The organism is Tibeticola sp., from assembly GCF_022759015.1.
GTDB lineage: Bacteria > Pseudomonadota > Gammaproteobacteria > Burkholderiales > Burkholderiaceae_C > Tibeticola > Tibeticola sediminis.
On the sequence record NZ_JAEMQB010000153.1, the window covers coordinates 12,078 to 34,145 of the forward strand.

21 protein-coding genes are annotated in these 22,068 nt (G+C 67.8%); 12 read left to right on the forward strand and 9 right to left on the reverse strand.

The window, feature by feature from the left end:
* The first annotated feature begins 3 nt into the window (after positions 1–3).
* From JHC36_RS09665 to JHC36_RS09675, 3 genes are all read left to right on the forward strand, one after another.
* Positions 4–1,242: a phospholipase A gene (locus tag JHC36_RS09665; RefSeq protein WP_287918574.1), complete on the forward strand. Its 1,239-nt coding sequence runs from the start codon at positions 4–6 to the stop codon at positions 1,240–1,242.
* A gap of 242 nt (positions 1,243–1,484) precedes the next feature.
* On the forward strand, positions 1,485–1,811 hold the full coding sequence (locus tag JHC36_RS09670; RefSeq protein WP_287918576.1) for a DUF1840 domain-containing protein: 327 nt from the start codon (positions 1,485–1,487) through the stop codon (positions 1,809–1,811).
* Positions 1,812–1,838: 27 nt separating this feature from the next.
* Positions 1,839–2,447, forward strand: a complete 609-nt coding sequence (locus tag JHC36_RS09675) for a Tll0287-like domain-containing protein (protein WP_287918578.1) — start codon at positions 1,839–1,841, stop codon at positions 2,445–2,447.
* 53 nt (positions 2,448–2,500) lie between these two features.
* On the opposite strand, the gene JHC36_RS09680 is transcribed toward JHC36_RS09675, so the two are convergent.
* The 7 genes from JHC36_RS09680 to JHC36_RS09710 all read right to left on the reverse strand — a co-directional run bounded on the left by JHC36_RS09680 (position 2,501) and on the right by JHC36_RS09710 (position 11,022).
* Positions 2,501–3,757 carry a phenylacetate--CoA ligase family protein gene (locus JHC36_RS09680; RefSeq protein ID WP_287918580.1) on the reverse strand — a complete coding sequence of 419 codons (1,257 nt, stop codon included), beginning with the start codon at positions 3,755–3,757 and terminating at the stop codon, positions 2,501–2,503.
* Positions 3,758–3,837: 80 nt separating this feature from the next.
* Positions 3,838–4,647: an ABC transporter ATP-binding protein gene (locus JHC36_RS09685; RefSeq protein WP_287918581.1), complete on the reverse strand. Its 810-nt coding sequence runs from the start codon at positions 4,645–4,647 to the stop codon at positions 3,838–3,840.
* 149 nt (positions 4,648–4,796) lie between these two features.
* Positions 4,797–6,134, reverse strand: coding sequence for an ABC transporter substrate-binding protein (locus JHC36_RS09690; protein WP_287918583.1), 1,338 nt, complete (start codon positions 6,132–6,134; stop codon positions 4,797–4,799).
* A 44-nt stretch (positions 6,135–6,178) separates the two neighbouring features.
* On the reverse strand, positions 6,179–7,255 hold the full coding sequence (locus tag JHC36_RS09695; RefSeq protein ID WP_287918585.1) for a branched-chain amino acid ABC transporter permease: 1,077 nt from the start codon (positions 7,253–7,255) through the stop codon (positions 6,179–6,181).
* A 66-nt stretch (positions 7,256–7,321) separates the two neighbouring features.
* Positions 7,322–8,251, reverse strand: coding sequence for a branched-chain amino acid ABC transporter permease (locus JHC36_RS09700; RefSeq protein ID WP_124222904.1), 930 nt, complete (start codon positions 8,249–8,251; stop codon positions 7,322–7,324).
* 15 nt (positions 8,252–8,266) lie between these two features.
* Complete coding sequence (locus JHC36_RS09705) at positions 8,267–9,052, reverse strand: ABC transporter ATP-binding protein (RefSeq protein WP_124223257.1); 786 nt, start codon at positions 9,050–9,052, stop codon at positions 8,267–8,269.
* Between the two features lie 17 nt (positions 9,053–9,069).
* On the reverse strand, positions 9,070–11,022 hold the full coding sequence (locus JHC36_RS09710; RefSeq protein ID WP_287918586.1) for an AMP-dependent synthetase/ligase: 1,953 nt from the start codon (positions 11,020–11,022) through the stop codon (positions 9,070–9,072).
* A 209-nt stretch (positions 11,023–11,231) separates the two neighbouring features.
* Between JHC36_RS09710 and JHC36_RS09715 the strand changes: the two genes are divergently transcribed.
* From JHC36_RS09715 to JHC36_RS09735, 5 genes are all read left to right on the forward strand, one after another.
* Positions 11,232–12,155: a LysR family transcriptional regulator gene (locus tag JHC36_RS09715; RefSeq protein WP_287918588.1), complete on the forward strand. Its 924-nt coding sequence runs from the start codon at positions 11,232–11,234 to the stop codon at positions 12,153–12,155.
* Between the two features lie 68 nt (positions 12,156–12,223).
* Entirely contained in the window at positions 12,224–13,738 is a 1,515-nt protein-coding gene (locus JHC36_RS09720; protein WP_287918589.1) for a glycosyltransferase family 39 protein, read from the forward strand.
* 232 nt (positions 13,739–13,970) lie between these two features.
* Positions 13,971–14,423, forward strand: a complete 453-nt coding sequence (locus tag JHC36_RS09725; RefSeq protein WP_287918590.1) for a DUF2214 family protein — start codon at positions 13,971–13,973, stop codon at positions 14,421–14,423.
* Positions 14,413–15,276, forward strand: a complete 864-nt coding sequence (locus JHC36_RS09730; protein ID WP_287918591.1) for a ChbG/HpnK family deacetylase — start codon at positions 14,413–14,415, stop codon at positions 15,274–15,276. Before JHC36_RS09725 ends, JHC36_RS09730 begins: the two co-directional genes overlap by 11 nt.
* 25 nt (positions 15,277–15,301) lie before the next feature.
* A complete protein-coding gene (locus JHC36_RS09735) occupies positions 15,302–16,885 on the forward strand; it encodes an ArnT family glycosyltransferase (RefSeq protein WP_287918592.1) in 1,584 nt (527 codons plus the stop codon).
* Here the strand turns inward: JHC36_RS09735 and JHC36_RS09740 are convergent.
* Together JHC36_RS09740 and JHC36_RS09745 are read right to left on the reverse strand one after the other, a co-directional pair.
* Positions 16,826–17,194, reverse strand: a complete 369-nt coding sequence (locus JHC36_RS09740) for a GtrA family protein (protein WP_124222918.1) — start codon at positions 17,192–17,194, stop codon at positions 16,826–16,828. The genes JHC36_RS09735 and JHC36_RS09740 overlap by 60 nt on opposite strands.
* Positions 17,191–18,192 carry a glycosyltransferase family 2 protein gene (locus JHC36_RS09745; protein WP_287918594.1) on the reverse strand — a complete coding sequence of 334 codons (1,002 nt, stop codon included), beginning with the start codon at positions 18,190–18,192 and terminating at the stop codon, positions 17,191–17,193. The genes JHC36_RS09740 and JHC36_RS09745 overlap by 4 nt, the downstream gene beginning before the upstream one ends.
* Positions 18,193–18,231: 39 nt before the next feature.
* Here JHC36_RS09745 and JHC36_RS09750 point away from each other — a divergent pair, with 39 nt between their 5' ends.
* From JHC36_RS09750 to JHC36_RS09765, 4 genes are all read left to right on the forward strand, one after another.
* Positions 18,232–18,732: a GNAT family N-acetyltransferase gene (locus JHC36_RS09750; RefSeq protein ID WP_287918596.1), complete on the forward strand. Its 501-nt coding sequence runs from the start codon at positions 18,232–18,234 to the stop codon at positions 18,730–18,732.
* Positions 18,733–18,779: 47 nt separating this feature from the next.
* The gene (gene argS, locus JHC36_RS09755) at positions 18,780–20,462 is read left to right on the forward strand and encodes an arginine--tRNA ligase (RefSeq protein WP_287918598.1); all 1,683 of its coding nucleotides are present in this window, start codon (positions 18,780–18,782) and stop codon (positions 20,460–20,462) included.
* An 11-nt stretch (positions 20,463–20,473) separates the two neighbouring features.
* Positions 20,474–21,142, forward strand: coding sequence for an SPOR domain-containing protein (locus JHC36_RS09760; protein ID WP_287918599.1), 669 nt, complete (start codon positions 20,474–20,476; stop codon positions 21,140–21,142).
* A 250-nt stretch (positions 21,143–21,392) separates the two neighbouring features.
* Positions 21,393–22,046 (forward strand): thiol:disulfide interchange protein DsbA/DsbL, encoded by a 654-nt coding sequence (locus JHC36_RS09765; RefSeq protein WP_287918600.1) that lies wholly within the window; start codon positions 21,393–21,395, stop codon positions 22,044–22,046.
* Positions 22,047–22,068: the final 22 nt, after the last annotated feature.

Below are 22,068 nucleotides of genomic sequence, written 5' to 3' on the forward strand. Positions count from 1 at the left end.
GCCATGTCTGCACCGGCTGCCCCGTCGTTCTCGGCCACCCTCTTGGCCACCTTGCCGGCCGCCTTCTCGGCAACCCGCGGGCTCGCGCGCGCCGGCCTGCTCGCGGCCGCCGGCGTCGCGTCCTTTGCGGCGGCGGCCGAGCCCGCGTCGAGCTGGACCGCCTGCGCCGCGCTGGCCCAGGACGCCGAGCGCCTTGCCTGCTACGACGCCTGGGCGCAGGCGCAACGGCAGGACCTCGCGCAAGCCGCTCCTGCAACCGCGCCGGCCTCGGCCAGCGCACCTCCTTCGACCGGCGCCGCGCCCAGCCCCGCGCCCGCCGTGGCCCGGGCGGGCGCAGACGGCTCGCAGACCGAGCCACCGGCGCTGGTCGTGCGGCTCGTCCCCGGCGAAGGCTGCCGCAACCCGGCGTATTCGGAGCTGTCGCGCTTCTGGGAGCTCGAAGCCGGCAGCAGCTGCGATACCTTCGGTTTGCGCGGCTACCGGCCGGTGAGCCTGTCGGTGATTGCGTCCGATTCGGTCAACACCCAGCCGACTTCGGGCAACCCGCTCAACAACGCCGCCACGCCGCTGCCCTACCGCCGCAGTGAGATGCGCATCCAGCTCTCGGTGCGCACCAAGCTCGCGCAGGGCCTGTTGACGCATGGCGAGACGACGCGGCGGGATTCGCTCTGGTTTGCCTACACGCAGCAGTCCTACTGGCAGTTGTTCAACGGGCCGCTGTCGCGCCCATTTCGCAACACCGATCACGAGCCCGAGCTGATCTATGTCTACCCCCTGGACGCGCCATTGCCGCGCGGCTGGCGGCTGCGCTACGGCGGCGTGGGCGTGGTGCATCAGTCCAACGGCCAGAGCCTGCCGCTGTCACGCAGCTGGAACCGCGTCTACCTCATGGCCGGAGCCGAGCTGGAAAACCGCTGGCGCGTGCAACTGCGGGGCTGGCAGCGCCTGCCCGAGCCGCGCGAAACCGACGACAACCCCGACATCGCCGACGACATCGGCCGCGGCGAGCTGCAAGTCCATTGGAACGCCGACGCGCGCAACGGCTTTGGCCTCACGCTGCGCCATTCGCTGCGCACGACGGCGCACGGCTCCACGCGGCTCGAGTGGCTGCACCGCGTCGGCGCCGAAGACAGCCGGCTGCGCTTTCATGTACAGCTCTTCAGCGGCTACGGCGACAGCCTGCTCGACTTCAACCGCCGCCGCACCGTGCTCTCGGTGGGCATGAGCCTGGTGGATTTTTAAGGCAACGCTGAATGAGTTCCTGCGATGGCGCGCGCCCGTCCGCGGGATGGGATGCGAGGCGCAAACCGCAGCCATAGCCGAAGCTATGGCGAGGATTTGCTCTCGACGCAGACCGCCGGCGGGCGGGATGCGCGACGCGCAAGGGACTGGTTCAGCGTTGCCAGAACCCCGGGAAAAGCATTGCGCACGGTTCGAGCTTGCACGCACAATCTGATCCAACGCGGTTTTTTTAGGGACGCTCGATGATCTACAAATTCAAATCCTCCGCCAGCGGCGACGTCATCATGCTCAAGCCCAACGCCGAGCAGGTGCTCGCGCTCATCGGCAAGACGCCGTCGCCGCAAGGCATCATCACGGTCGAACAGTTGCCCGCGGCGATCGCTGCGCTCGAGGCCGCGTTGGCCAACCCCGAGCTCGCGACTCAGGAGTCGCCCGCGACGGACGAAGGCACGCCCAAGGACAGCGCCGAGCGCGCCGACCCGGTGCTGCTGCGTCAGCGCATCGTGCCCTTCCTCGATTTGCTGCGCCGCAGCCTCGAGGCCGAAGCCCCGGTCGTCTGGGGCGTTTGATTTCTTAAACCCTCCATCCTTCCAAACATGAAGCTCCTCACTGCACCATCCCGCTCCCGCCTCCAACCCCGCATGACGCAGCGCGCGCTCGCGCTCGGCTTTGCCGCGTTGCTGCCGCTCGTGGCCCAAGCGCAAAACCCCGATGAAGCCTTGCAGGATGAAGCGCGCAAAGTCGCCATGAGCCTGCCGCCCAAGCTGCTCGCCGCTCTGCTGGCCGAAATCAAGCAGTCCGGCCCCGAGGGGGCGATTCCGGTCTGCCGCGACTTGGCACCCAAGATGGCCGCTGAAGCGATGGAAAAAACCGGTTGGAAGATCCGCCGCGTCAGCCTCAAGACCCGCAACGAGCAGCGCGCCACCCCCGACGCCTGGGAGCGCGCGGCGCTCGAAGAGTTCGAACGTCGCGCTGCAGCCGGCACGCCGGCCGGCGAACTCGAAAAAGGCGAACGCGTGGGCAACGAATACCGTTACGTCAAAGCGCTGCCCACGCAAAAGCTCTGCCTGCAGTGCCACGGCCCGGTCGAGTCACTCAGCCCCGCCGTGCGCGAAACCCTGGCCAAGTACTACCCCAACGACCACGGCACCGGCTTCAGCGAAGGCCAAATCCGCGGCGCCGTGAGCGTACGCAAGCCGCTTTGAGGCAACGCTGAACCAGTCCCTCGCGCGCCGCGCAGGGCGCATTCAGCGCGGCATTACCGGTAGCTGCGCGCGTCCTCGATGACCTTGCCGTCGTTGGGCAGGCTGCCGGGCGCGAGCACTTCGACCTCGCCGCGTAGCTTGGTCACGTCGCGGATGGCCTCGGCCACGCGGGGCACCAGGCTGTCGGGGCCGCTGCAGGCGGTCTCGACCTGCAGCGTCATGGTGTCGTTGGCCATTTCACCGCGCACCACGAGGCGGGCGCGCAGGATTTCGGGAAAGCGCCGCGCAATCTCGGCCACCTGCGAGGGGTGGACGAACATGCCGCGCACCTTGGTGGTCTGGTCGGCCCGGCCCATCCAGCCCCGGATGCGCAGATTGGTGCGGCCGGTGGGGCAGGTGCCGGGCAGCACGGCGGAGAGGTCGCCGGTGCCAAAGCGGATCAGCGGATAGTCCGGGTTGAGCGTGGTCACGACCACCTCGCCGACCTCGCCCTCGGGCACGGGGTCGCCGGTGCCGGGGCGCACGATCTCGACGATCACCCCTTCGTCGACCACCAGCCCTTCGCGCGCGGCGGTTTCATAGGCGATGAGCCCGAGGTCGGCGGTGGCGTAGCACTGGTAGCCGGTGACGCCGCGCTCTGCGAACCAGTCGCGCAAGCTCGGCGGAAAGGCCTCGCCGCCGAACATGGCCTTCTTCACGCTGGGCAGCGCCACGCCGAGTTCGGCGGCCTTTTCCAGAATGATGCGCAAAAAGCTCGGCGTGCCGATGTAGCCCGCGGGTTTGAGCTGCGCCATCGCCTGCACCTGCTGCTCGGTCTGGCCGGTGCCGCCGGGAAACACCGTGCAGCCCAGCGCGTGGGCGCCGGTTTCCATCATCGAACCCGCGGGCACGAAGTGGTAGCTGAAGCTGTTGTGGATGAGTTCACCGCGCCGAAAACCCGCCGCGAAGATGGCGCGCGCCATGCGCCAATAGTCGGCCCCGCGGCCCTCGGGCTCATAGATCGGGCCGGGGCTGGCGAACACCCGCGGCATCGCCGGCCCGAAGCCGATCGTGGCGAAGCCGCCGAACACGTCGCCCCCGGCCTCGCGCGCCGCAGCCTGCGCCTCGAGCAGTTCATGCTTGCGCACCACCGGCAGCTTCGCCAGCGCCTCGCGCGAGCGGATCGCCGACGGGTCCACCCCGCGCAGCGCCGCCGCAAAAGCCCCCGCGCGCTGCTGTGCATGGGCGATTTGCGCGGGCAGCGCGGCCATGAGCGCGGCCTCGCGCCGTTCGGGGTCGCGGGTTTCGAGCGCGTCGAAAAATTCACTCATCACGGCGGGTTCCTGAGATTACAGTTTTGATAGCGCTCAGCGTCCATTTCACGCTGGGGAACGGCCAAAATCATCGAAATTCAGGCCAGCCAACGCTTGCGGCGCTTGTAGCTCTTGACGTCGCGGAAGCTCTTGCGCTCACCGCCGCCCATGCCGAGGTAGAACTCCTTGACGTCCTCGTTGTTCGCCAGATCCACGGCGGGGCCGTCCATCACCACGCGGCCCGACTCCATGATGTAGCCATAGTCCGCGTAGCGCAGCGCCATGTTGGTGTTCTGCTCGGCCAGCAAGAAGGTGACCTTTTCCTTGTCGTTGAGGTCTTTGACGATGTTGAACACCTCTTCGACGATCTGCGGCGCCAGGCCCATCGAGGGCTCGTCGAGCAGCACCACGCTGGGGTTGGCCATGAGCGCGCGGCCGATGGCGCACATTTGCTGCTCGCCGCCCGAGGTGTAGGCGGCCTGGCTGGTGCGGCGGGTCTTGAGGCGCGGGAAGTAGGTGTAGACCTTCTCGAGGTTGCGCGCGATCTCGGCCTTGTCGTGGCGGGTGTAGGCGCCGGTCAGCAGGTTTTCTTCGATCGTGAGGTGGGCGAAGCAGTGCCGGCCCTCCATCACCTGCACCACGCCGCGCTTGACCAGGTCCGCCGGTGTGAGGTTTTCGATGCGCTCACCGCGCAGCTCGATGCTGCCCTTGGTGACCTCGCCGCGCTCGCCCTTGAGCAGGTTGGAGATCGCGCGCAGCGTCGTGGTCTTGCCCGCGCCGTTGCCGCCAAGCAGCGCAACGATACCGCCTTCGGGCACCTGCAGCGACACGCCCTTGAGCACCAGGATCACATGGTTGTAGATGACCTCGATGCCGTTGACGTTGAGAACGATGGATGGTGTTTGCATGGGCTTGCCTTTCGGACCAGGTGCAAGGCCTCGACCGCGCGCCGCGCACGGCGCCCGAGGGCTTGCAGCTGCGGGCTCTCCCGCGGGGAGCCCGCGCCCGCCCGGCCCTTGCTTCGGGCCCGGCAGGCTGGAGGCGAGGCCGGTTAGGGTTACTTGTCGCAGTCGGACGCAGCGCGACGCTGAATCTTCTTTTCCGCCGCGTACTTGTCGGCCGCAGCGCGCACCATCGGCTTCAAGATCTGCTCATCCGCCTGATACCAGTCGGAACTCCAGACGAACTTGGTGCCATCCCAGGTGTGGATGCGCGCCCAGGCCGCGCCCATGTGGTCTTGGCAGCTCGTGGAAATCGGCCGCATCACGCCTTTGAAGCCCAGTGCGTCGAGCTTGGCCTGCGTGAGGTTGAGGTTTTCGTAGCCCCAGCGCGCCTGCTCACCGGTCATGACCTTGCCTTTGCCGAAGCGCTCTTGTGCGGCGCGCACGCCTTCGACGGCGAACATCGCGCTCATGAGGCCACGCATGTAGAGCACGTCGCCCACCTCCTCCTTCGGTCCGGTGCCTTGGCCCTTGGCATGCAGCTTTTCAAGGATTTCCTTGACCACTGGGGCGTTCTTCTCGGCACCGTGCTGCATCATCACGGCGTTGTAGCCTTTGGCGCCCATGCCCACGTCTTTCACGTCGGGCTCCGCGCCGGCCCACCACACGCCGTACATCTTCTCGCGCGGGTAACCCGTGGCCTGCGCCTCCTTGAGGGCGGTGGAGTTCATCACGCCCCAGCCCCAGAGGAGCACGTAGTCGGGACGGCTCTGGCGGATCTTGAGCCAGGTGGCCTTCTGCTCCACGCCCGGGTGGGTCACCGGCAGCAGTTCGAGCTCGAAGCCGTGCATCTTCGCGCGCTCCTGCAGCAGCGGGATCGGCTCTTTGCCAAACGGGCTGTCGTGATAGACCAGCGCGATCTTCTTGCCTTTGAGCTTGTCGAAGCCACCCTCTTTCTTGGCAATGTGCTGGATCAGCACATCGGCAGCGACCCAGTAGGTACCCGCAATCGGGAAGTTCCACTTGAAGACCCCGCCATCCTGCGACTCGCTGCGGCCGTAGCCCGCGGTGATCAGCGGAATCTTGTCGACAGGTGCTTTTTCCGTCAGCGCGAAGGTGACGCCGGTCGAGAGCGGCTGGAACACCGTGGCGCCGCCGTTCTTACCCTTGAGGCGCTCGTAGCACTCGACGCCGCGGTCGGTGGCATAGCCGGTTTCGCACTCTTCAAACGACACCTTCACGCCGTTGATGCCGCCGCGCGCGTTGGTGAGCTTGAGGTAGTCGATGTAGCCATTGGCGAACGGCACCCCGTTGGGCGCGTAGGCGCCCGTGCGGTAGACGAGCGCCGGGAAGAACTGTTCCTTCGCCTGCGCGAAGGCGGCGGTCGAGCCCAGCGCCGCCGAGAATCCAGCGGCGGCGATGGCCGTGGCGAGAGCGAGTTGACGAAGCTTCATGGTGTGTCTCCTGTTGAGTGGTTGAAGCGCGGGGGAAACCGAAATCAATGCGGGAAGGGCCACAGCCGCAGCTTCTGCTTGCCCGTGGACCAGAGCTTGGCGAGGCCATGCGGCTCGACGATGAGAAACCAGACGATGAGCGCGCCAAACACCATGAGTTCGACATGCGACACCAGCGCCGTGTCGACCTGCCAACCCACCAGCGAGCCCAGCCAGGGCAGGAACTGGTTCAGAAAGATCGGCAGCACGACGATGAAGGCCGCGCCGAAAAAGCTGCCCATGATCGAGCCCATGCCGCCGATGATGACCATGAACAGCAACTGGAACGAACGGTCGACCGAAAACGCCGCCGGCTCCCAGGAGCCCAGGTGCACGAAGCCCCAGAGCGCACCGGCCACGCCGACGATGAAGGAGCTGACCGCAAACGCGCTGAGCTTGGCGTACATCGGCCGGATGCCGATGACCGCCGCCGCCACGTCCATGTCGCGAATGGCCATCCACTCGCGGCCCATGGCGCTGCGCACCAGGTTCTTGGCCGCCAGACCGAACAGCACCAGCAGCGTGAGGCAGAACACGTATTTCTGCACCGGCGTCTCGATCGGCAGGCCAAACACCTGCAGGTTCGACACCGACACCGAGCCCGAGGAGTTGTTGTTGGTGAACCAGCCGATGCGCAAAAACGCCCAGTCGCAGAAGAACTGCGCAGCGAGCGTCGCCACCGCCAGATACAAGCCCTTGACGCGCAGGCTCGGGATGCCAAAGAACATGCCCACCAGGGTGGCGAAGAAACCGCCCGACAGCAAGGCCACGATCAAAGGCATGCCGTCGATGCGGATGTAGGTGTTGTAGGCCATGTAGGCCCCCACCGCCATGAAGGCCCCCGAACCCAGCGAAATCTGGCCGCAGTAGCCCACCAGGATGTTCACCCCGAGCGCAGCAAGCGACAGGATGACGAAGGGAATCAGAATCGCGCGAAACAGATATTCATCGACGAGGAAGGGCACGCCGATGAAAGCAAACGCCACGAGCGCCAGGATGGCCCAGCGGTCCTGTGCGATCGGAAAGATCTGCATGTCGGCCGCATAGGAGGTTTTGAACTGGCCGTTTTCTCTGTAGAACATCGAGGGTCCTCAAACAACTTTTGGGGCTACGACACGTGGCGCTGAACGATCACCGACATGCGGGTTTCACACGCGGTCAATGATTTTTTCGCCGAACAAGCCCTGCGGGCGGAACAGCAGGAACACCAGCGCCAGCACATAGGCAAACCAGATCTCGATGCCGCCGCCGACATAGGGGCCGAGATAAACCTCCGAGAGCTTCTCGCCCACGCCGATGATGAGCCCGCCGATGATCGCGCCCGGGACCGAGGTGAGTCCGCCGAGGATGATCACCGGCAGCGCCCGCAGCGCGACCGTCGCCAGTGAGAACTGCACGCCGAGCTTGGAGCCCCAGATCATCCCGGCCACCAGCGCCACGATGCCAGCGACCGACCACACGATGACCCAGATGCGGTTGAGCGGAATGCCGATCGACTGCGCGGCCTGGTGGTCGTCGGCCACGGCCCGTAGCGCCCGGCCGGTGGCGGTCTTCTGGAAAAACAGCGAGAGCGCCACGACGAGTGCGGCCGCGATCAGCGCGGCAATCAGGTCTTCCTTGTTGACGAGAATGCCGCCCTGGTAAACCGATTCGAGCAGGAACACCGGGTCCTTGGGCATGCCGATGTCGATCTGGTAGATGTCGCTGCCAAACAGCGTCTGCCCGAGCCCCTCGATGAAATAGGTGATACCGAGCGTCGCCATCAGCAGCGTCGTGCCCTCTTGGTTCACCAGATGCCGCAGCGCCAGCCGCTCGATGAGCCAGGCCATGGCGAACATGATGACTGCGGCGATGCCAAACGCCAGCAGGTCGCTGAGCGCCTTGTACGGCAGGCCCGTCCAGGCGGGAATCCACTCGGCAAAGCGCGCCATCGCCAACGCGGCAAACAGCACCATCGCGCCCTGGGCGAAGTTGAACACGCCGCTGGCTTTGAAGATCAGCACGAAGCCCAGCGCCACCAGCGAATACAGCATGCCCGACATCAGGCCGCCGAGCAGGGTTTCCAGAAAGAATGCCATCGATCTTCCTCGCGTTCAGTGGGTGGTGCCGAGGTAGGCGCGGATGACCTCCTCGTTGTGACGCACTTCGTCGGGCGTGCCGTCACCGATCTTCTTGCCGTAGTCGAGCACGACCACCCGGTCCGAGATGTCCATCACCACGCCCATGTCGTGCTCGATGAGCACGATGGTGGTGCCGAACTCGTCGTTGACGTCGAGGATGAAGCGGCTCATGTCCTGCTTTTCCTCGACGTTCATGCCCGCCATCGGCTCGTCGAGCAGCAACATCTGTGGCTCCATCGCCAGCGCGCGGCCCAGGTCGACGCGCTTTTGCAGGCCGTAGGGCAACTGGCCCACCGGCGTCTTGCGGTACGCCTGGATTTCGAGAAAGTCGATGATGTGCTCGACGAACTCGCGGTGGCGGATCTCCTCGCGCTCGGCCGGGCCGATGCGCAGCGCCTGCAAGAACAGGTTGCTTTTGATCTTGAGGTTGCGCCCGGTCATGATGTTGTCGATGACGCTCATGCCCTTGAACAGCGCGAGGTTCTGGAAGGTGCGCGCAATGCCCATCTCAGCGACTTGGCGCGAGTTCATGTGGTCGAAGGTCTTGCCGCGAAAGGTGATGGTGCCCTCCGACGGCGTGTAGACGCCGTTGATGCAGTTGAGCATCGAACTCTTGCCCGCGCCGTTGGGACCGATGATGGAGCGGATCTCGTGCTCGCGGACGTTGAAGGAGATGTCGGTCAGCGCCTTGACGCCGCCAAAGCGCAGGCTGATGTTCTGCACATCGAGGATGACGTCGCCGATTTTCTTGCTCATGATGCGTGCGTCGTTGGGTCTCAGGCGGCGGCCTTCACCGGCGCAAAGGTGCGCGTATCGACGATCTTGAGCGTGGCACTGACCTTGCCCGTGCGACCGTCCTCGAACTTCACCGCGGTTTCGATGTATTGCTCGGTCTTGCCGCCGTAGAGCGCGTCGACCAGCGGCTGGTATTTCTCGGCAATGAAGCCGCGGCGGACCTTGTTGGTGCGCGTGAGTTCGCCGTCGTCGGCGTCGAGCTCCTTGTGCAGGATGAGGAAGCGGCTGATCTGGCTGCCCGCGAGCAAGGCGTCTTGCGCGAGGTCGGCGTTGACCTTCTCCACACACTCCTTGACCATTTCATATACCTCGGGTTTTTGCGCGAGGTCGGTGTAGCCGGCGTAGGGCAGGTTGCGGCGCTCGGCCCAGTTGCCCACGGCGTCGAAGTCGATGTTGACCATCACGCAGACCTTCTCGCGCCGGTCGCCGTAGGCGACGACCTCCTTGATCTGCGGGAAGAACTTGAGCTTGTTCTCCACGTACTTGGGCGCGAACATCGCGCCGTCGAAGGCGCCACCCTGCAAGCGGCCCACGTCCTTGACGCGGTCGATGATCTTCAAGTGGCCGTGCGCGTCGATGAAGCCCGCGTCGCTGGTGTGGTACCAGCCATCGTTGGTCAGCACCTCGGCAGTGGCTTCGGGGTTCTTGTAGTAGCCCTTGAGCAGACCCGGCGACTTCACCAGGATCTCGCCGTTCTCGGCCACCTTGATCTCCACGCCGCGGCAGGGCACGCCCACGGTGTCGGCGCGCGCCTCGTGGTCGGGCTGCAGGCAGACGAACACCGCGGTCTCGGTCGAGCCATAGAGCTGCTTGAGGTTGATACCGATGCTGCGGTAGAACAAAAACAAATCCGGGCCGATCGCCTCACCCGCGGTGTAGGCCACCCGCACACGGCTCATGCCCAGGTTGTTGCGCAAGGGGCCATAGATGACGAAGTCCCCCAGCGCGTAGAGCAGCCGGTCTGCCAGGCCGAGCGGTTTGCCGTCCATGCGGTCGGGCCCCACGCGTCGGGCCACGTCCATGAAACGGTGGAACAGCCAGCGCTTGAAGCGCCCTGCATCTTCCATGCGGATCATCACGTTGGTGAGCAGCCCCTCGAACACCCGCGGCGGCGCGAAGTAGTAGGTTGGGCCGATCTCCTTCATGTCGATCGTGACGGTCGCTGCCGATTCGGGGCAGTTCACCTTGTAGCCGCACACCAGCCACTGCGCATACGAAAAAATGTTCTGGCCGATCCAGGCCATCGGGAGGTAGGCGAGCACGTCCTCCTCGCTCGTGAGGCGGTCGAACTCGGCGCCGGCCTGCGCCCGGTCGATCAGGGTCGCATGCGTGTGCACCACGCCCTTGGGGTTCCCGGTCGTGCCGGAAGTGAAGAACATCGCCGCCACGTCCTCGGGCCGCCCTTGCTCGACTTGTTCTTCGAAGAAATCGGGATGCTGCGCGGCATAAACCTGCCCAGCGGCGAGCAGTTCGTCGATGGAGCCGAGCCCGTCCTCGACATAGTTGCGCAGGCCCCGCGGATCGTCGTAGTAAATGTGCGTCAGGCCCGGCACGCGCTCGCGGACCTCGAGCATCTTGTCGACCTGCTCCTGGTCTTCGACGATGGCAAAGCGGATTTCGGCGTTGGTGAGCGGAAAGACGAATTCGGCAGCCACGGCATCCTGATACAGCGGCACCGGAATTGCACCGAGCGACTGGGCCGCGATCATCGCGGCGTAGAGACGCGGCCGGTTCGATCCGACGATGGCCACATGTTCGCCACGCGTCAGCCCGGCCTGGTGCAAACCGCAGGCCATCTGCGTCACGAGCCGCCGCAGCTCGGCCCAGCTGAAGGTTTGCCAGATGCCGTAGGCTTTCTCGCGCATGGCCGTGGCCTCGGGCCGCTCGGCGGCATGCTTCAGCAGCAGTCGGGGAAAGGTGCTCAACGAGGGCATGGACGATCCGTGTCGGTTGACTTCGAGGCCGCACTCTAGGCCGCCCTTTGACGTTTTTTTGTCTTTTCGACGACAAAGTAAGGGTCAGCCCCGAGGGGGGTTTCCCTAGGGCAACGCGAAATCTGGTCCGGTGGTGACGCGCAAGCGGCGGCGCAATCGCGGGCGCGGGCGCACGGCAGACGGCTTCGGGGCCGCCATAATCCGTCCCGATGGACAAACTGCGCGCGTTCGAAACCTTCGTCGCCGTGGCCACGCGCGGGAGCCTGAGCGCAGCGGCGCGTGCCGAGGGCGTGGCGCCGGCCATCATCGGGCGGCGGCTCGACGCGCTGGAAGCGCACCTCGGCGTGAAGCTGCTGGTGCGCACCACGCGGCGCATCACGCTCACGCACGAAGGCAGCGCGTTTCTGGAAGACTGCCAGCGCCTGCTCGCCGACGTGGCCAATGCCGAGGCGAGCGTGTCGGCTGGCGGCGTCAAAGCCAGCGGCCACCTGCGCATCACGGCGCCTGCGGGCTTCGGGCGGCGGCATGTGGCGCCTCTGGTGCCGCGTTTTCGCGACCTGCACCCGGAGGTGACGATCTCGCTCAACCTCTCCGACCGGGTGGTCGATCTCGCCGCCGAAGGCTACGACTGCGCCGTGCGCGTGGGCGACCTGCCCGACTCGTCTCTGGTGAGCGTGCGCCTGGCCGACAACCGACGCCGCTGCGTGGCCGCGCCGCGCTACCTGCGCCAGCACGGCGTGCCGCGGCATCCTGCAGAGCTGGCGCGCTTCGATTGCCTCACGCTCTCGAGCGACGCCTCGCAGACCCGCGGCTGGGCCTTCACCGTGCCGCGCGAGGACGGCAGCCGCGAAGTCGTGCACTTCAAGCCCAGCGGCCCGCTCGACTGCTCCGACGGCCAGGTGCTGCACGACTGGTGCCTGGCCGGCTATGGCATCGCCTGGCGCAGCACCTGGGAAGTCGACGCCGAAATCCAGGCCGGCCTGCTCGAGCCCGTGCTCGAAGACTACAGCGCCCCGCCCAACGGCATCTACGTCATGTTCCCGCAGCGCAAGCACCTGCCGCTGCGCCTGCGCCTGTGGATCGACTGGCTGCGCCACCACTACGCGCAGCCTGACTTTTTCACACGCGGGTAAGCGCATGCTGCTAGCATCGCGCGGTTTCATCTTGTGACAACCGTGTACGCATCGTGTCGGAACCGTCCATGACACCCCGTGCGGGCGCCGCCTGGCCGCTTGCCTGGCCGCGCGCCGATGGGCACACAACGCGCCCCTGGCTGTGGGCGCTGGCGCTCGCCACCTGGGCCGCGACCTGGCTGGCGCTGCGCGCCTATGTGGCGGAAACCCCGCCCTACGACAACCTCGAACAACTGAGCTGGCTGCGCTCACTGGAGTGGGGCTACTACAAGCACCCGCCGCTGCCGACCTGGCTCGCCTGGGCCGCGGTGCAGGTCTTTGGCCCCTCGGCCGCGCTGACCTATGTGCTGGGCGCAGCCCTCACGCTGGTGGCGCTGAGCTTCCTGGCCGCGATGGTGCGGGAGGCGCTGGGCCCGCGCAGCGCGCAGGTGGCGGTGGCGGCGGCGCTCTGCATGGCCTTCTACAGCCAGCGGCTGCACTACTACAACCACAACACCTTGCTCATGCTGTGGGTGGCGGTGAGCGCCTGGCTGAGCTGGCGGCTGCTGCACCGGCCGCGCTTGAGCGACTGGGCGCTGCTGGGGCTGGTCGCTGGGCTGGGTCTGCTCACCAAATACCAGTATGTGCTGGCCGCCGCCTGCGTGGGCTGGCTGTTTCTCGCGCTGGAGATGTGGCGCTCGCCGCTGCACCGCGTGGGCGCGGCGCTGGCGGCTGGCGTCGCGCTGCTGGTGGTGTCGCCGCACCTGTGGTGGCTGGCGCAGGCGGCGCACACCCCGCTGGACTATGCGCGCGACGTGGCCTTTGCCGCCAACACGGGCGGCCTCGCACGCGCTGCCGCGGTCGCCCGCTGGGCGGCGGACTGGGGCCTCAACCGCGCGCTGCCGGCCTGGCTGTTCCTGCTGGCGCTGGCGGTGTTCTCCCGCAGCCGCCCGGGCACCGCAGCGCATGCGCAGGAGCGCACCGTGGGGAGCGCCGCGCCGCCGCCGGTTGCGACGCGCGTGTTCTTTTACAGCTGGGCGCTGCTGCCGCCGCTGGTCATGCTCGCGCTCGGCCTCGTAGGGGGCGCGCAGCTACAGACGCAGTGGGCGGCGGGCTTTGCCTTCCTCGCCACGCCCGCAGTGCTGCTGGCGCTGCGCCTCGACGAGAACCGGCTGCGGCGCCCACGGGTCGGCCGCGCTGCCGTGGCCGCCTTCGTGCTGGTGCAGGCGCTGCTGATGGCCCACACCTGGGACCGTTCGCCTCGCGGCCTGCACCCCTTCGGGCCCGAGCACTGGTGCCGTTTCCCGGCCGAGGCGCTGGCCGCTGAACTGCGCGCGCAGGCCCTGCCCGCGCTCGGTGGGCGGGTCCGTCTCATCAGCGGGCCGGCCGCCCCGATGCAGGCGCTGGCGCTGCACCTGCCGGGTTGGCCGCGCGTGCTGATCGAGCGTAATCCCGCGCTCAGCCCCTGGGTTGCGCCCGGCGAGCTGGCGGACACGCCGGTGCTCGAGCTCTGGCCGCCGGGCCAAGGGCCGCACGACCTGCCGCGCACCTCGCAGGGCTGGGGCTGGCAGATCGTCGGGCCGGTGGATGCGCCGCTGCCCTGAGAAGCTGAAAAGCGGGGCCCGAACCCTGCGCCGCGCGCTCCGCCCGACCCGCGCTGAGGCAAGGCTGAATCAGCTCCCGCGCTGGTGCGCGCCCGGCCGCGGGATGGGATGCGAGGCGCAAACCGCAGCCATAGCCGAAGCTATGGCGAGGATTTGCTTTCGACGAGACCGCCCGCCGCCGGGATGCGCGGCGCGCGGGGGGCTTGTTCAGCGTTGCCCTATGCTCGCCACCATGACGCTCGAAGCCCTGCTCGCTTACGCCCATCTGCTCGCCATCTTCGCACTCGTGGTGTTCCTCAGCAGCGAGGCCGCGCTGTGCCGCGCCGAATGGCTCAACGCGGCGGTGGTGCGACGCCTGGTGCGGGTGGATGTGATCTACGGTCTCTCTGCTTTGCTGGTGCTCGCCACCGGGCTGCTGCGCGTCTACTTCGGCGTCAAAGGCAGCGCCTGGTACTGGGCCAACCCGCTGCTGCACGTCAAGCTCGGTCTGTTCGTGGTGATGGCGGGGCTGTCCCTGCCGCCGACGCTCGCCTTCCGCCGCTGGCGCCGCGCGCTTGATGCCGAAGGCACACTGCCCGCGGCGAACGAGGTCGCCCGCGTGCGCCGGCTCGTGATGATTCAGGCCCATCTGATGCCGCTCATTCCGCTGGCGGCGGTGTTCCTGGCGCGTGGTTATGGGCATTGAGTCCTCCCCACGCCGGGTCGTGCTGTGCGCGGACGACTATGCGCTGAGCGCCAGCGTCTCGCGCGGCATCGAAGCGCTCGCGGCCCAGGGGCGGCTCAGCGCGACGAGCGTGATGGTGCTCGCCCCGCGCTGGCCGCAGGACGCCGCCCGGCTGCGTGCCTGCGTGGCGGATCATGCCATCGACGTCGGCCTGCATCTGGACTGGACCAGCCCCTACGCCCGCGCGGCCGGGCATGGCGTGTCGCTGCCCGTGGCGATGCTGCGCGCGGTTTTGGGCGCTTACGATCCGCGGACGGCGCGTGCCGTGATCGAACGCCAACTCGACGCCTTCGAGGCGCACTGGGGCGCGCCGCCCGACCATGTGGACGGTCACCAGCACGTGCAGCAGTTCGCGGGCATCGCCGAGGCACTGGTCGAGGTGCTGTCCCGACGCTACGGCGCGCGCCCACCGTGGCTGCGCATTTCCGAAGCACCTGCGCCGCTGCGCGACGCCAAGAGCCGCGTGATTGCCGCCCTCGGCGCGGCGCGCCTGCGGCGCCGTGCCCGCGAAGCCGGTCTGCCCTTCCGGCCCTGGCTCATCGGCATTTCGGATTTCGCGGCGGACGCCACGGCATTTGGCGCGCGCTTGGCGCACGGACTCGCCCACGCGCCCGATGGCAGCGTCTGCATGTGCCACCCGGGCAGCCCCGAACACCCGCACGACCCACTGGACGGCATCGCCCGGGCGCGCGAGGCCGAATACGCCTGGCTCAGCGGACCCGCGTTCCCGGAGACGCTCGCGCGCCTGGGCGTGCAGCTGGTTCGGGGGCGGGCGTGTGAGGACGCGCGAGGGGCGGGTCCCGCGTTGCCCTGATCGGCAGCCCGTACACTCGCGCGCCATGACGGATCAAAGGTTGGAGCGCCGCCGAACGGGGTGGCTGCTGGCGGGGCTTTGGGGGCTGTTGCTGGTGTTGGCGGCGCTGCGGCCGCTGGCTGTGCCCGATGAGGGGCGCTATGCCGAGGTGGGACGCTGGATGCTGCAGAGCGGCGACTGGCTCACGCCGCGGCTCAATGGCCTGCCATTTTTCCACAAGCCGCCACTGCTGCATTGGCTGCAGGCAGCGAGCATGGCCGTGTTCGGCGAGAACGCCTGGGCCGCGCGCCTGGTGCCCGCGCTGCACGCCGGGCTGATGCTGTTGGGCGTGTACCTGGCGTCGCGCGCGCTCGCGCCAGCGCTGGCACCGAAGGCCAGCGCCGAGGCGTTCGCGCGCCGCGCCGCGCTGATGTTCGGCACCAGCCTGGCCTTTCTGCTCGGCGGGCAGTATGTGAACCACGACATGCTGGTGGCGGCGTGGATCGCCACGGCGATCTGGTTGTTCGCGTTCGCGTTTCTGCACGGCGAGCGCCCGCATGCGGGACTGGCGCGGCTGGGCTTCGTCGCCTGTGCGCTCGGCGTGCTCGGGAAGGGGCTGATCGGCGTGGTGCTGCCGGGGGGCGTCATTTTCTTCTGGCTGCTCGCGACCGGGCAGTGGCGCAAGATGCCGCGCTTGCCTTGGTTCAGCGGCCTCGCGTTGTTCGCGCTGGTGGCCGTGCCGTGGTTCGTGCTGGAGCAACGCCTCTATCCGGGCTTGTTCGATTACCTGTTTGGCGACCAGCAGTTCCGCCGATACACCGCCGGCGGCTTCAACAACGCGCATCCGTGGTGGTTCTACGGCGTGGCGCTGCTTGCCCTCTTTTTTCCCTGGCTGTTTTGGGTGTTTTTTGCGGCAAAGCCCGGCGTGAAACCGTCATCTGTTGCTACGGAAAACAAAGCGTTTCAGATCTGGCTGCTGTGCCTGATCTGGGTCGGTTTGATCGTCGGTTTCTTCTCCATCCCACGCTCCAAGCTGGTCGGCTATGTGCTGCCCGTGCTGCCGCCGCTCGCGCTGCTGGCGACGCTGGGTTGGGAGCGGATGTTTGGCGCGCGCGCTGGCGCGCCCCGGCTGCTTGCCGCGCTCTGCCTCGCGGGGGTCGCACTCGCCGCGGTGCTCGAGCCGCTGTCGACGCGCCTCACCCGCGACAAGCGCGCAGACGACCTGGCCCAGACGCTGGCCTGCGCCGCGAGTCCCGAGGACACGGTCTACGTGCTGGGCGGCTACCCCTACGACCTGCCGTTCTACGTGCGCACGCCCAAACCGTTCGTGGTGCTGCAGGACTGGCCCGCGCTGCGCCGCACGGCGGGCGACAACTGGGCGCGTGAGCTGTTCGAGGCCGGGGATTTCGAGCCCGCCACGGCCGCGCAGGTGCTGCAAAGCCCCGAGGTGCTGCCCGACGCTGCCCGCCGACCCGGACAGTGGCTGCTGGTGCCGCATGACCACCCCGACGGCGACTGGAAGCACGGCTGGGTGCTGGTGCAGCGCGGCCGCGCCTGGTCGCTGTACCGCTCAGCGCCGGAACGCCCAGTAGCGGCTGAGCACGAAAGTCTGCGCGGCTGCCACCGTTAACGCGACGAACAGCGCGGCCAGCCCCGGCCAGCCCAGGCCGCGCAGCAGCGCGATGAACACCAGCTCGTTGGTCGCAAAGCCCGCCAGGGCCGTGGCCAGAAAGCGCCTGAAGCTCTGCGCCACGGTGGTGCCCGCATCCGAAAAGCTCAGCAGCCGGTGGCCGGCAAAACTCACGAAGAAGGCCACGGCAAATCCCAGCGCGTTCGCAAGCTCCGGCCACAGGTGCGGCTGCGCCCAGGCGAACACGCCCATGTGCGTGAGCGCTGCGGCCACGCCCACCAGCAGGAACCAGACGAGGCTGCGCTTCACGACCCGAGCGGTGCTTGCGCCGAGGCCCGGCCGGCCGGCTCCGCGGCCAACCCCGTGCCGGTCTGCTCGCGCACCAGGTAATTGGGCCGCTGCTTGACCTCGTCGTAAATCCGGCCGACGTACTCGGCCAGCACCCCGATCGAGAACAGTTGCACCCCGCTGAAAAACATCAGCGCGACGACGAGCGTCGCATAGCCCGGCACCCGGATGCCCCAGGCGAAATACTCGACCACCACCCAGCCGCCGTAGCCCAGCGCCAGCAGCGACAGCACCAGCCCCGCGAGCGTGAGCACGCGCAGCGGCGCCGTGGAAAACGCGAGCATGCCCGTGAGCGCCAAGGCAAACGAGCCGCGCAGCCCGAAATGACTGCTGCCCGCCGCGCGCGGCAGCGGCTCGTAGTCGATCGCCGTGCTCTGAAAACCCACCCAGGCATAGAGCCCCTTCATGAAGCGGTTGCGCTCGGGCAGGCGCTTGAGCGCCTCGACCACCCTTCGATCCATGAGGCGAAAGTCGCCCGCATGGGGAGGAATGTGCACGCGGCTACCCCAGTTGATGAGCCGGTAGAACACGTCTGTGAGGCCCGCGTGCAACCGCGTCTGGTCCTCGCGCGTGCGCCGCACGGCGTACACCACGTCACTGCCCTCGCGCCACTTGGCGAGCATCTCGGCCAGCAGCGCCGGCGGATGCTGCCCGTCGGCGTCGATCAAGGCCACCACCTCGCCCTGCGCTGCATCCAGCCCGGCAGTCAGCGCGGCTTCCTTGCCAAAGTTGCGCGAGAGCTGCACGAACACCAGCTCCGCATGCTGCGCGCACAGCGCACGCGCCACCGCCGCCGTGTCGTCGCGGCTGCCGTCGTCCACCACGATCAGCTCCACCTGCGGGCTCAGCGCGCGCAGCGCCTGCAGCACCTGCGGCACCACACGCGGCAGGTTCGCCGCCTCGTTGTAGGCGGGCATGACGCAGGAAATCGACGGGGCGAGGGTGCGCGGCGCAGACATGGCGCGCATCATGCCAAAAAGCAGCGACACTCCGCACCCATGACCACGTCCTCGACCCCTGCGCTGCGCATTCTTCGCGCCGACTATGCCAACCCCACCCACGCGCGCGACCTGCTGAGCCTGCTCGACGCCTACGCCCGCGACCCGGCTGGTGGCGGCACGCCGCTGTCGGCCTATGCCCGCGAACACCTGGTACGCGCGCTGGCCGCGCGGGCCGATGCCTTCAGCGTCCTCGCCTACGACGGTGACGCCCCGGTGGGCCTGGTCAATGCCTTCGAGGGATTCTCCACCTTCGCCGCGCGGCCGCTGGTGAATGTGCACGACGTGGTGGTGCTTGCCAGCCACCGCGGGCAGCGCATCGGCGAGCGCATGCTCGAAGCCGTCGAGCACATCGCGCGCGAGCGCGGCGCCTGCAAGCTCACGCTCGAAGTGCTCAGCGGCAACCAGGCAGCGCGCCGGCTCTACGCCCGCGTGGGCTTTGCGCCCTACGCGCTCGACCCCGCCCTGGGCACGGCAGAGTTTCTGCAGAAGAAGTTGTAGAGCAACGCCGCAGGCCCCGCGCGGGGCGCGCCTCGTAAAATCCGCCGATGCTTTCCGTCAAACAAGAACTGCTCGCGGCGCTCTCGCGCGAGCTCGAGGCGCTTGCGCCCGGCGCCGGTGCGCGTGCGGCTTTCGAGCTGCCCAAGGTGGCCGCTCACGGCGACCTCGCCTGCACGGCGGCCATGCAACTGGCCAAACCGCTCAAACGCAACCCGCGTGAGCTCGGTGAGGCGCTGCGCGAACGGCTGCTCGCCACGCCCGAATTTGCGCATTGGGTGCAGGCGGTGGAAATCGCCGGCCCCGGCTTCATCAACATTCGCTTGAAGCCTGAGGCCAAGCAACAAGTGGTTCGCGAAGTGCTCGACGCGGGTGCCGCCTTCGGCCAGCGGCCGGCGCGGGGTCAGCGGGTGCTGGTGGAATTCGTCTCGGCGAATCCGACCGGCCCCTTGCACGTGGGCCACGGCCGCCAGGCCGCGCTGGGCGACGCCATCTGCAACCTGCTGCAGACGCAGGGCTGGGATGTGTGGCGCGAGTTTTATTACAACGACGCCGGCGTGCAGATCCAGACGCTCGCGCGCTCGGTGCAGCTGCGCGCCATGGGCTACAAGCCCGGCGACCCCGAGTGGCCCGAGGCGGCCTACAACGGCGACTACATTGCCGACATTGCCGCCGACTTCCTCGCACGCAAGACCGTCCATGCCGACGACCGCAGCTTCACTGCCAGCGGCGACGTCCAGGACCTCGAGGGCATCCGCCAGTTCGCCGTGGCCTACCTGCGGCACGAGCAGGACCTGGACCTGAAGGCCTTCGACGTGCGCTTCGACCAGTACTACTTGGAGAGCAGCCTCTACACCAGCGGCCGGGTGGAGCAGACGGTTCAACGCCTGATCGCGTCGGGCAAGACCTACGAAGCCGACGGCGCGTTGTGGCTGAAAACCACCGAATACGGGGACGACAAAGACCGCGTGATGCGCAAGTCCGACGGCAGCTACACCTATTTCGTGCCCGACGTGGCCTACCACGTCACGAAATGGGAGCGGGGCTTTCACCGCGTGGTCAACATCCAGGGCACGGACCACCACGGCACCATCGCCCGCGTGCGCGCTGGCCTGCAAGCGCTCGGGATCGGCATCCCGCCGGGCTACCCCGACTATGTGCTGCACACCATGGTGCGGGTCGTGCGCGGCGGGGAAGAGGTGAAGATCTCCAAGCGCGCGGGTTCCTATGTGACGCTGCGCGACTTGATCGAGTGGACCTCGAAGGACGCGGTGCGCTTCTTCCTGCTCAGCCGCAAACCCGACACCGAATACACCTTCGATGTCGATCTGGCGGTGCAGAAGAACAACGACAACCCCGTCTATTACGTCCAATACGCCCACGCCCGCATCCACTCGGTGCTGGCGGCCTGGCGCGAGCAGGGCGGCGACCCCGCCACCCTGGCGCAGGGCGACCTCAGCGCGCTCGACACGCCCGCGGCGCAGGCCTTGATGCTGCAACTGGCCAAATACCCCGACGTGCTCACCGCAGCGGCCGAGGGCTACGCGCCGCACGACGTGGCGTTTTATCTGCGCGAGCTCGCCGCGAGCTACCACAGCTACTACGACGCCGAGCGCATCCTGGTCGACGATGCGCGTGTGCGCAACGCACGCGTCGCGCTGGTCGCCGCGACGGCGCAGGTCCTGCACAATGGCCTGGCGGTGCTGGGCGTGTCGGCCCCGACGCGGATGTGAGGGCAAAAATCATGATCGTGACGCAGCGTGGCGGAACCGTTTTGGGATTCATCGTCGGCGTGGTGGTCGGCCTTGGGCTGGCGCTGGCCGTCGCCGTGTACGTGATGCGCGTGCCCGTGCCGTTCGTCGATCGGGGCGTGGTCCGTAAAGCCGAGCCCGAGCCGCCCAAGGCGCCCAACTGGAACCCCAACGCGCCGCTGGCCGGGCGCGCCGGAGCCATCACGCCGGCGGCACCGGCCTCGGCTGCGGAGCCCTCCCAAGCGTCGCCCGCGCCCGCTGCCGCGCCGGTCCCCCCACCCGCCGCGCCGCCCGCAGCCGAGGCAGCCGCCAGGAAAGACAAGGAAACGACGCCGCGCGAGAGCGCGAGCCCGCCCGCCGCCAAGCCCGCCCCCGGCGCAGATCCGATTGGCGAGCTTGCTCGCGAGCGGGGTGCTGCTGCCGAGCCTTTCAGCTATTTCGTGCAGGCCGGCGCCTTCCGCTCGGCCGAGGAAGCCGAAGCCCAGCGCGCGAAACTGGGTCTGCAAGGCATCGAAGCCAAAGTGAGTGAACGCGAACAGGCTGGCCGCACCGTCTACCGGGTGCGCGTGGGCCCCTTCGACACGCGCGACGCCGCCGAACGCCTGAAGCAACGCCTGGACGCGGGCGGCTTCGACGCCGCCATCGTGCGCGTGCAACGCTAAGGCGACGCTGAATCAGTTCCTGCGATGCTGCGCGCCGGGCTGCGGGATGGGATGCGAGGCGCAAACCGCAGCCATAGCCGCAGCTATGGCGAGGATTTGCAACGAAGCAGACCGCCCGCAGCCGGGATGCGCGACGCGCGAGGAACTGGTTCAGCGTCGCCCTAAGCCGGAACCGAAGGCCCCGCGCGAGGATCTACCGCCGGGTAGGCCCGACCGACCCCGAACCCAACCAACGCCAGGAGATTGATTGATGAACCGCCGACTCTGTGTGCTCCGCCTGGGCACCGCGCTGCTGACCGTACCGACCTGGCAAGCCTGGGCGCAGGGCAGCGCACCCACCGCCTTGCGTGAAGGCAAGGACTACTTGGCCCTGCGCACGCCCGCGCCCACCGACGTGCCCGCAGGCAAAGTCGAGGTGCTGGAATTCTTCTCCTACAACTGCCCGCATTGCGCCGCGCTCGAGCCGAGCCTCGAGGCCTGGTCCAAGAAACTGCCGGCAGACGCCGTGCTGCGCCGCGTTCCGGTGCCGTTCATCGGCGATGCCGAGGTCAAGCAGCGCCTGTATTACACGCTCGAAGCCATGGGCAAGCTCGGTGAGCTGCATGGCAAGGTGTTCGACGCGATCCACCGGCAGCGCATCAACCTCTCGGGCGAGAAGGCGACCCTGGACTGGCTCGCCAAGCAGGGCGTGGACACAGCCAAGTACAGCGAAATCGCCAAGTCGTTCTCGATCGCGGGCAAGCTGCGCCGCGCCACGCAGCTCACCGACGCCTACCGTGTCGAAGGCGTGCCCGCGTTCGGCGTCGGCGGGCGCTACTACACGGACGGAACGCTGGCGGGCAGTCTGGAGCGCGCGCTGCAGGTGGTGGACGCGCTGATCGTGGTCGCACGTAAGCCGGCGTGAGCGTGGAGCCGCTGTCGGCCTC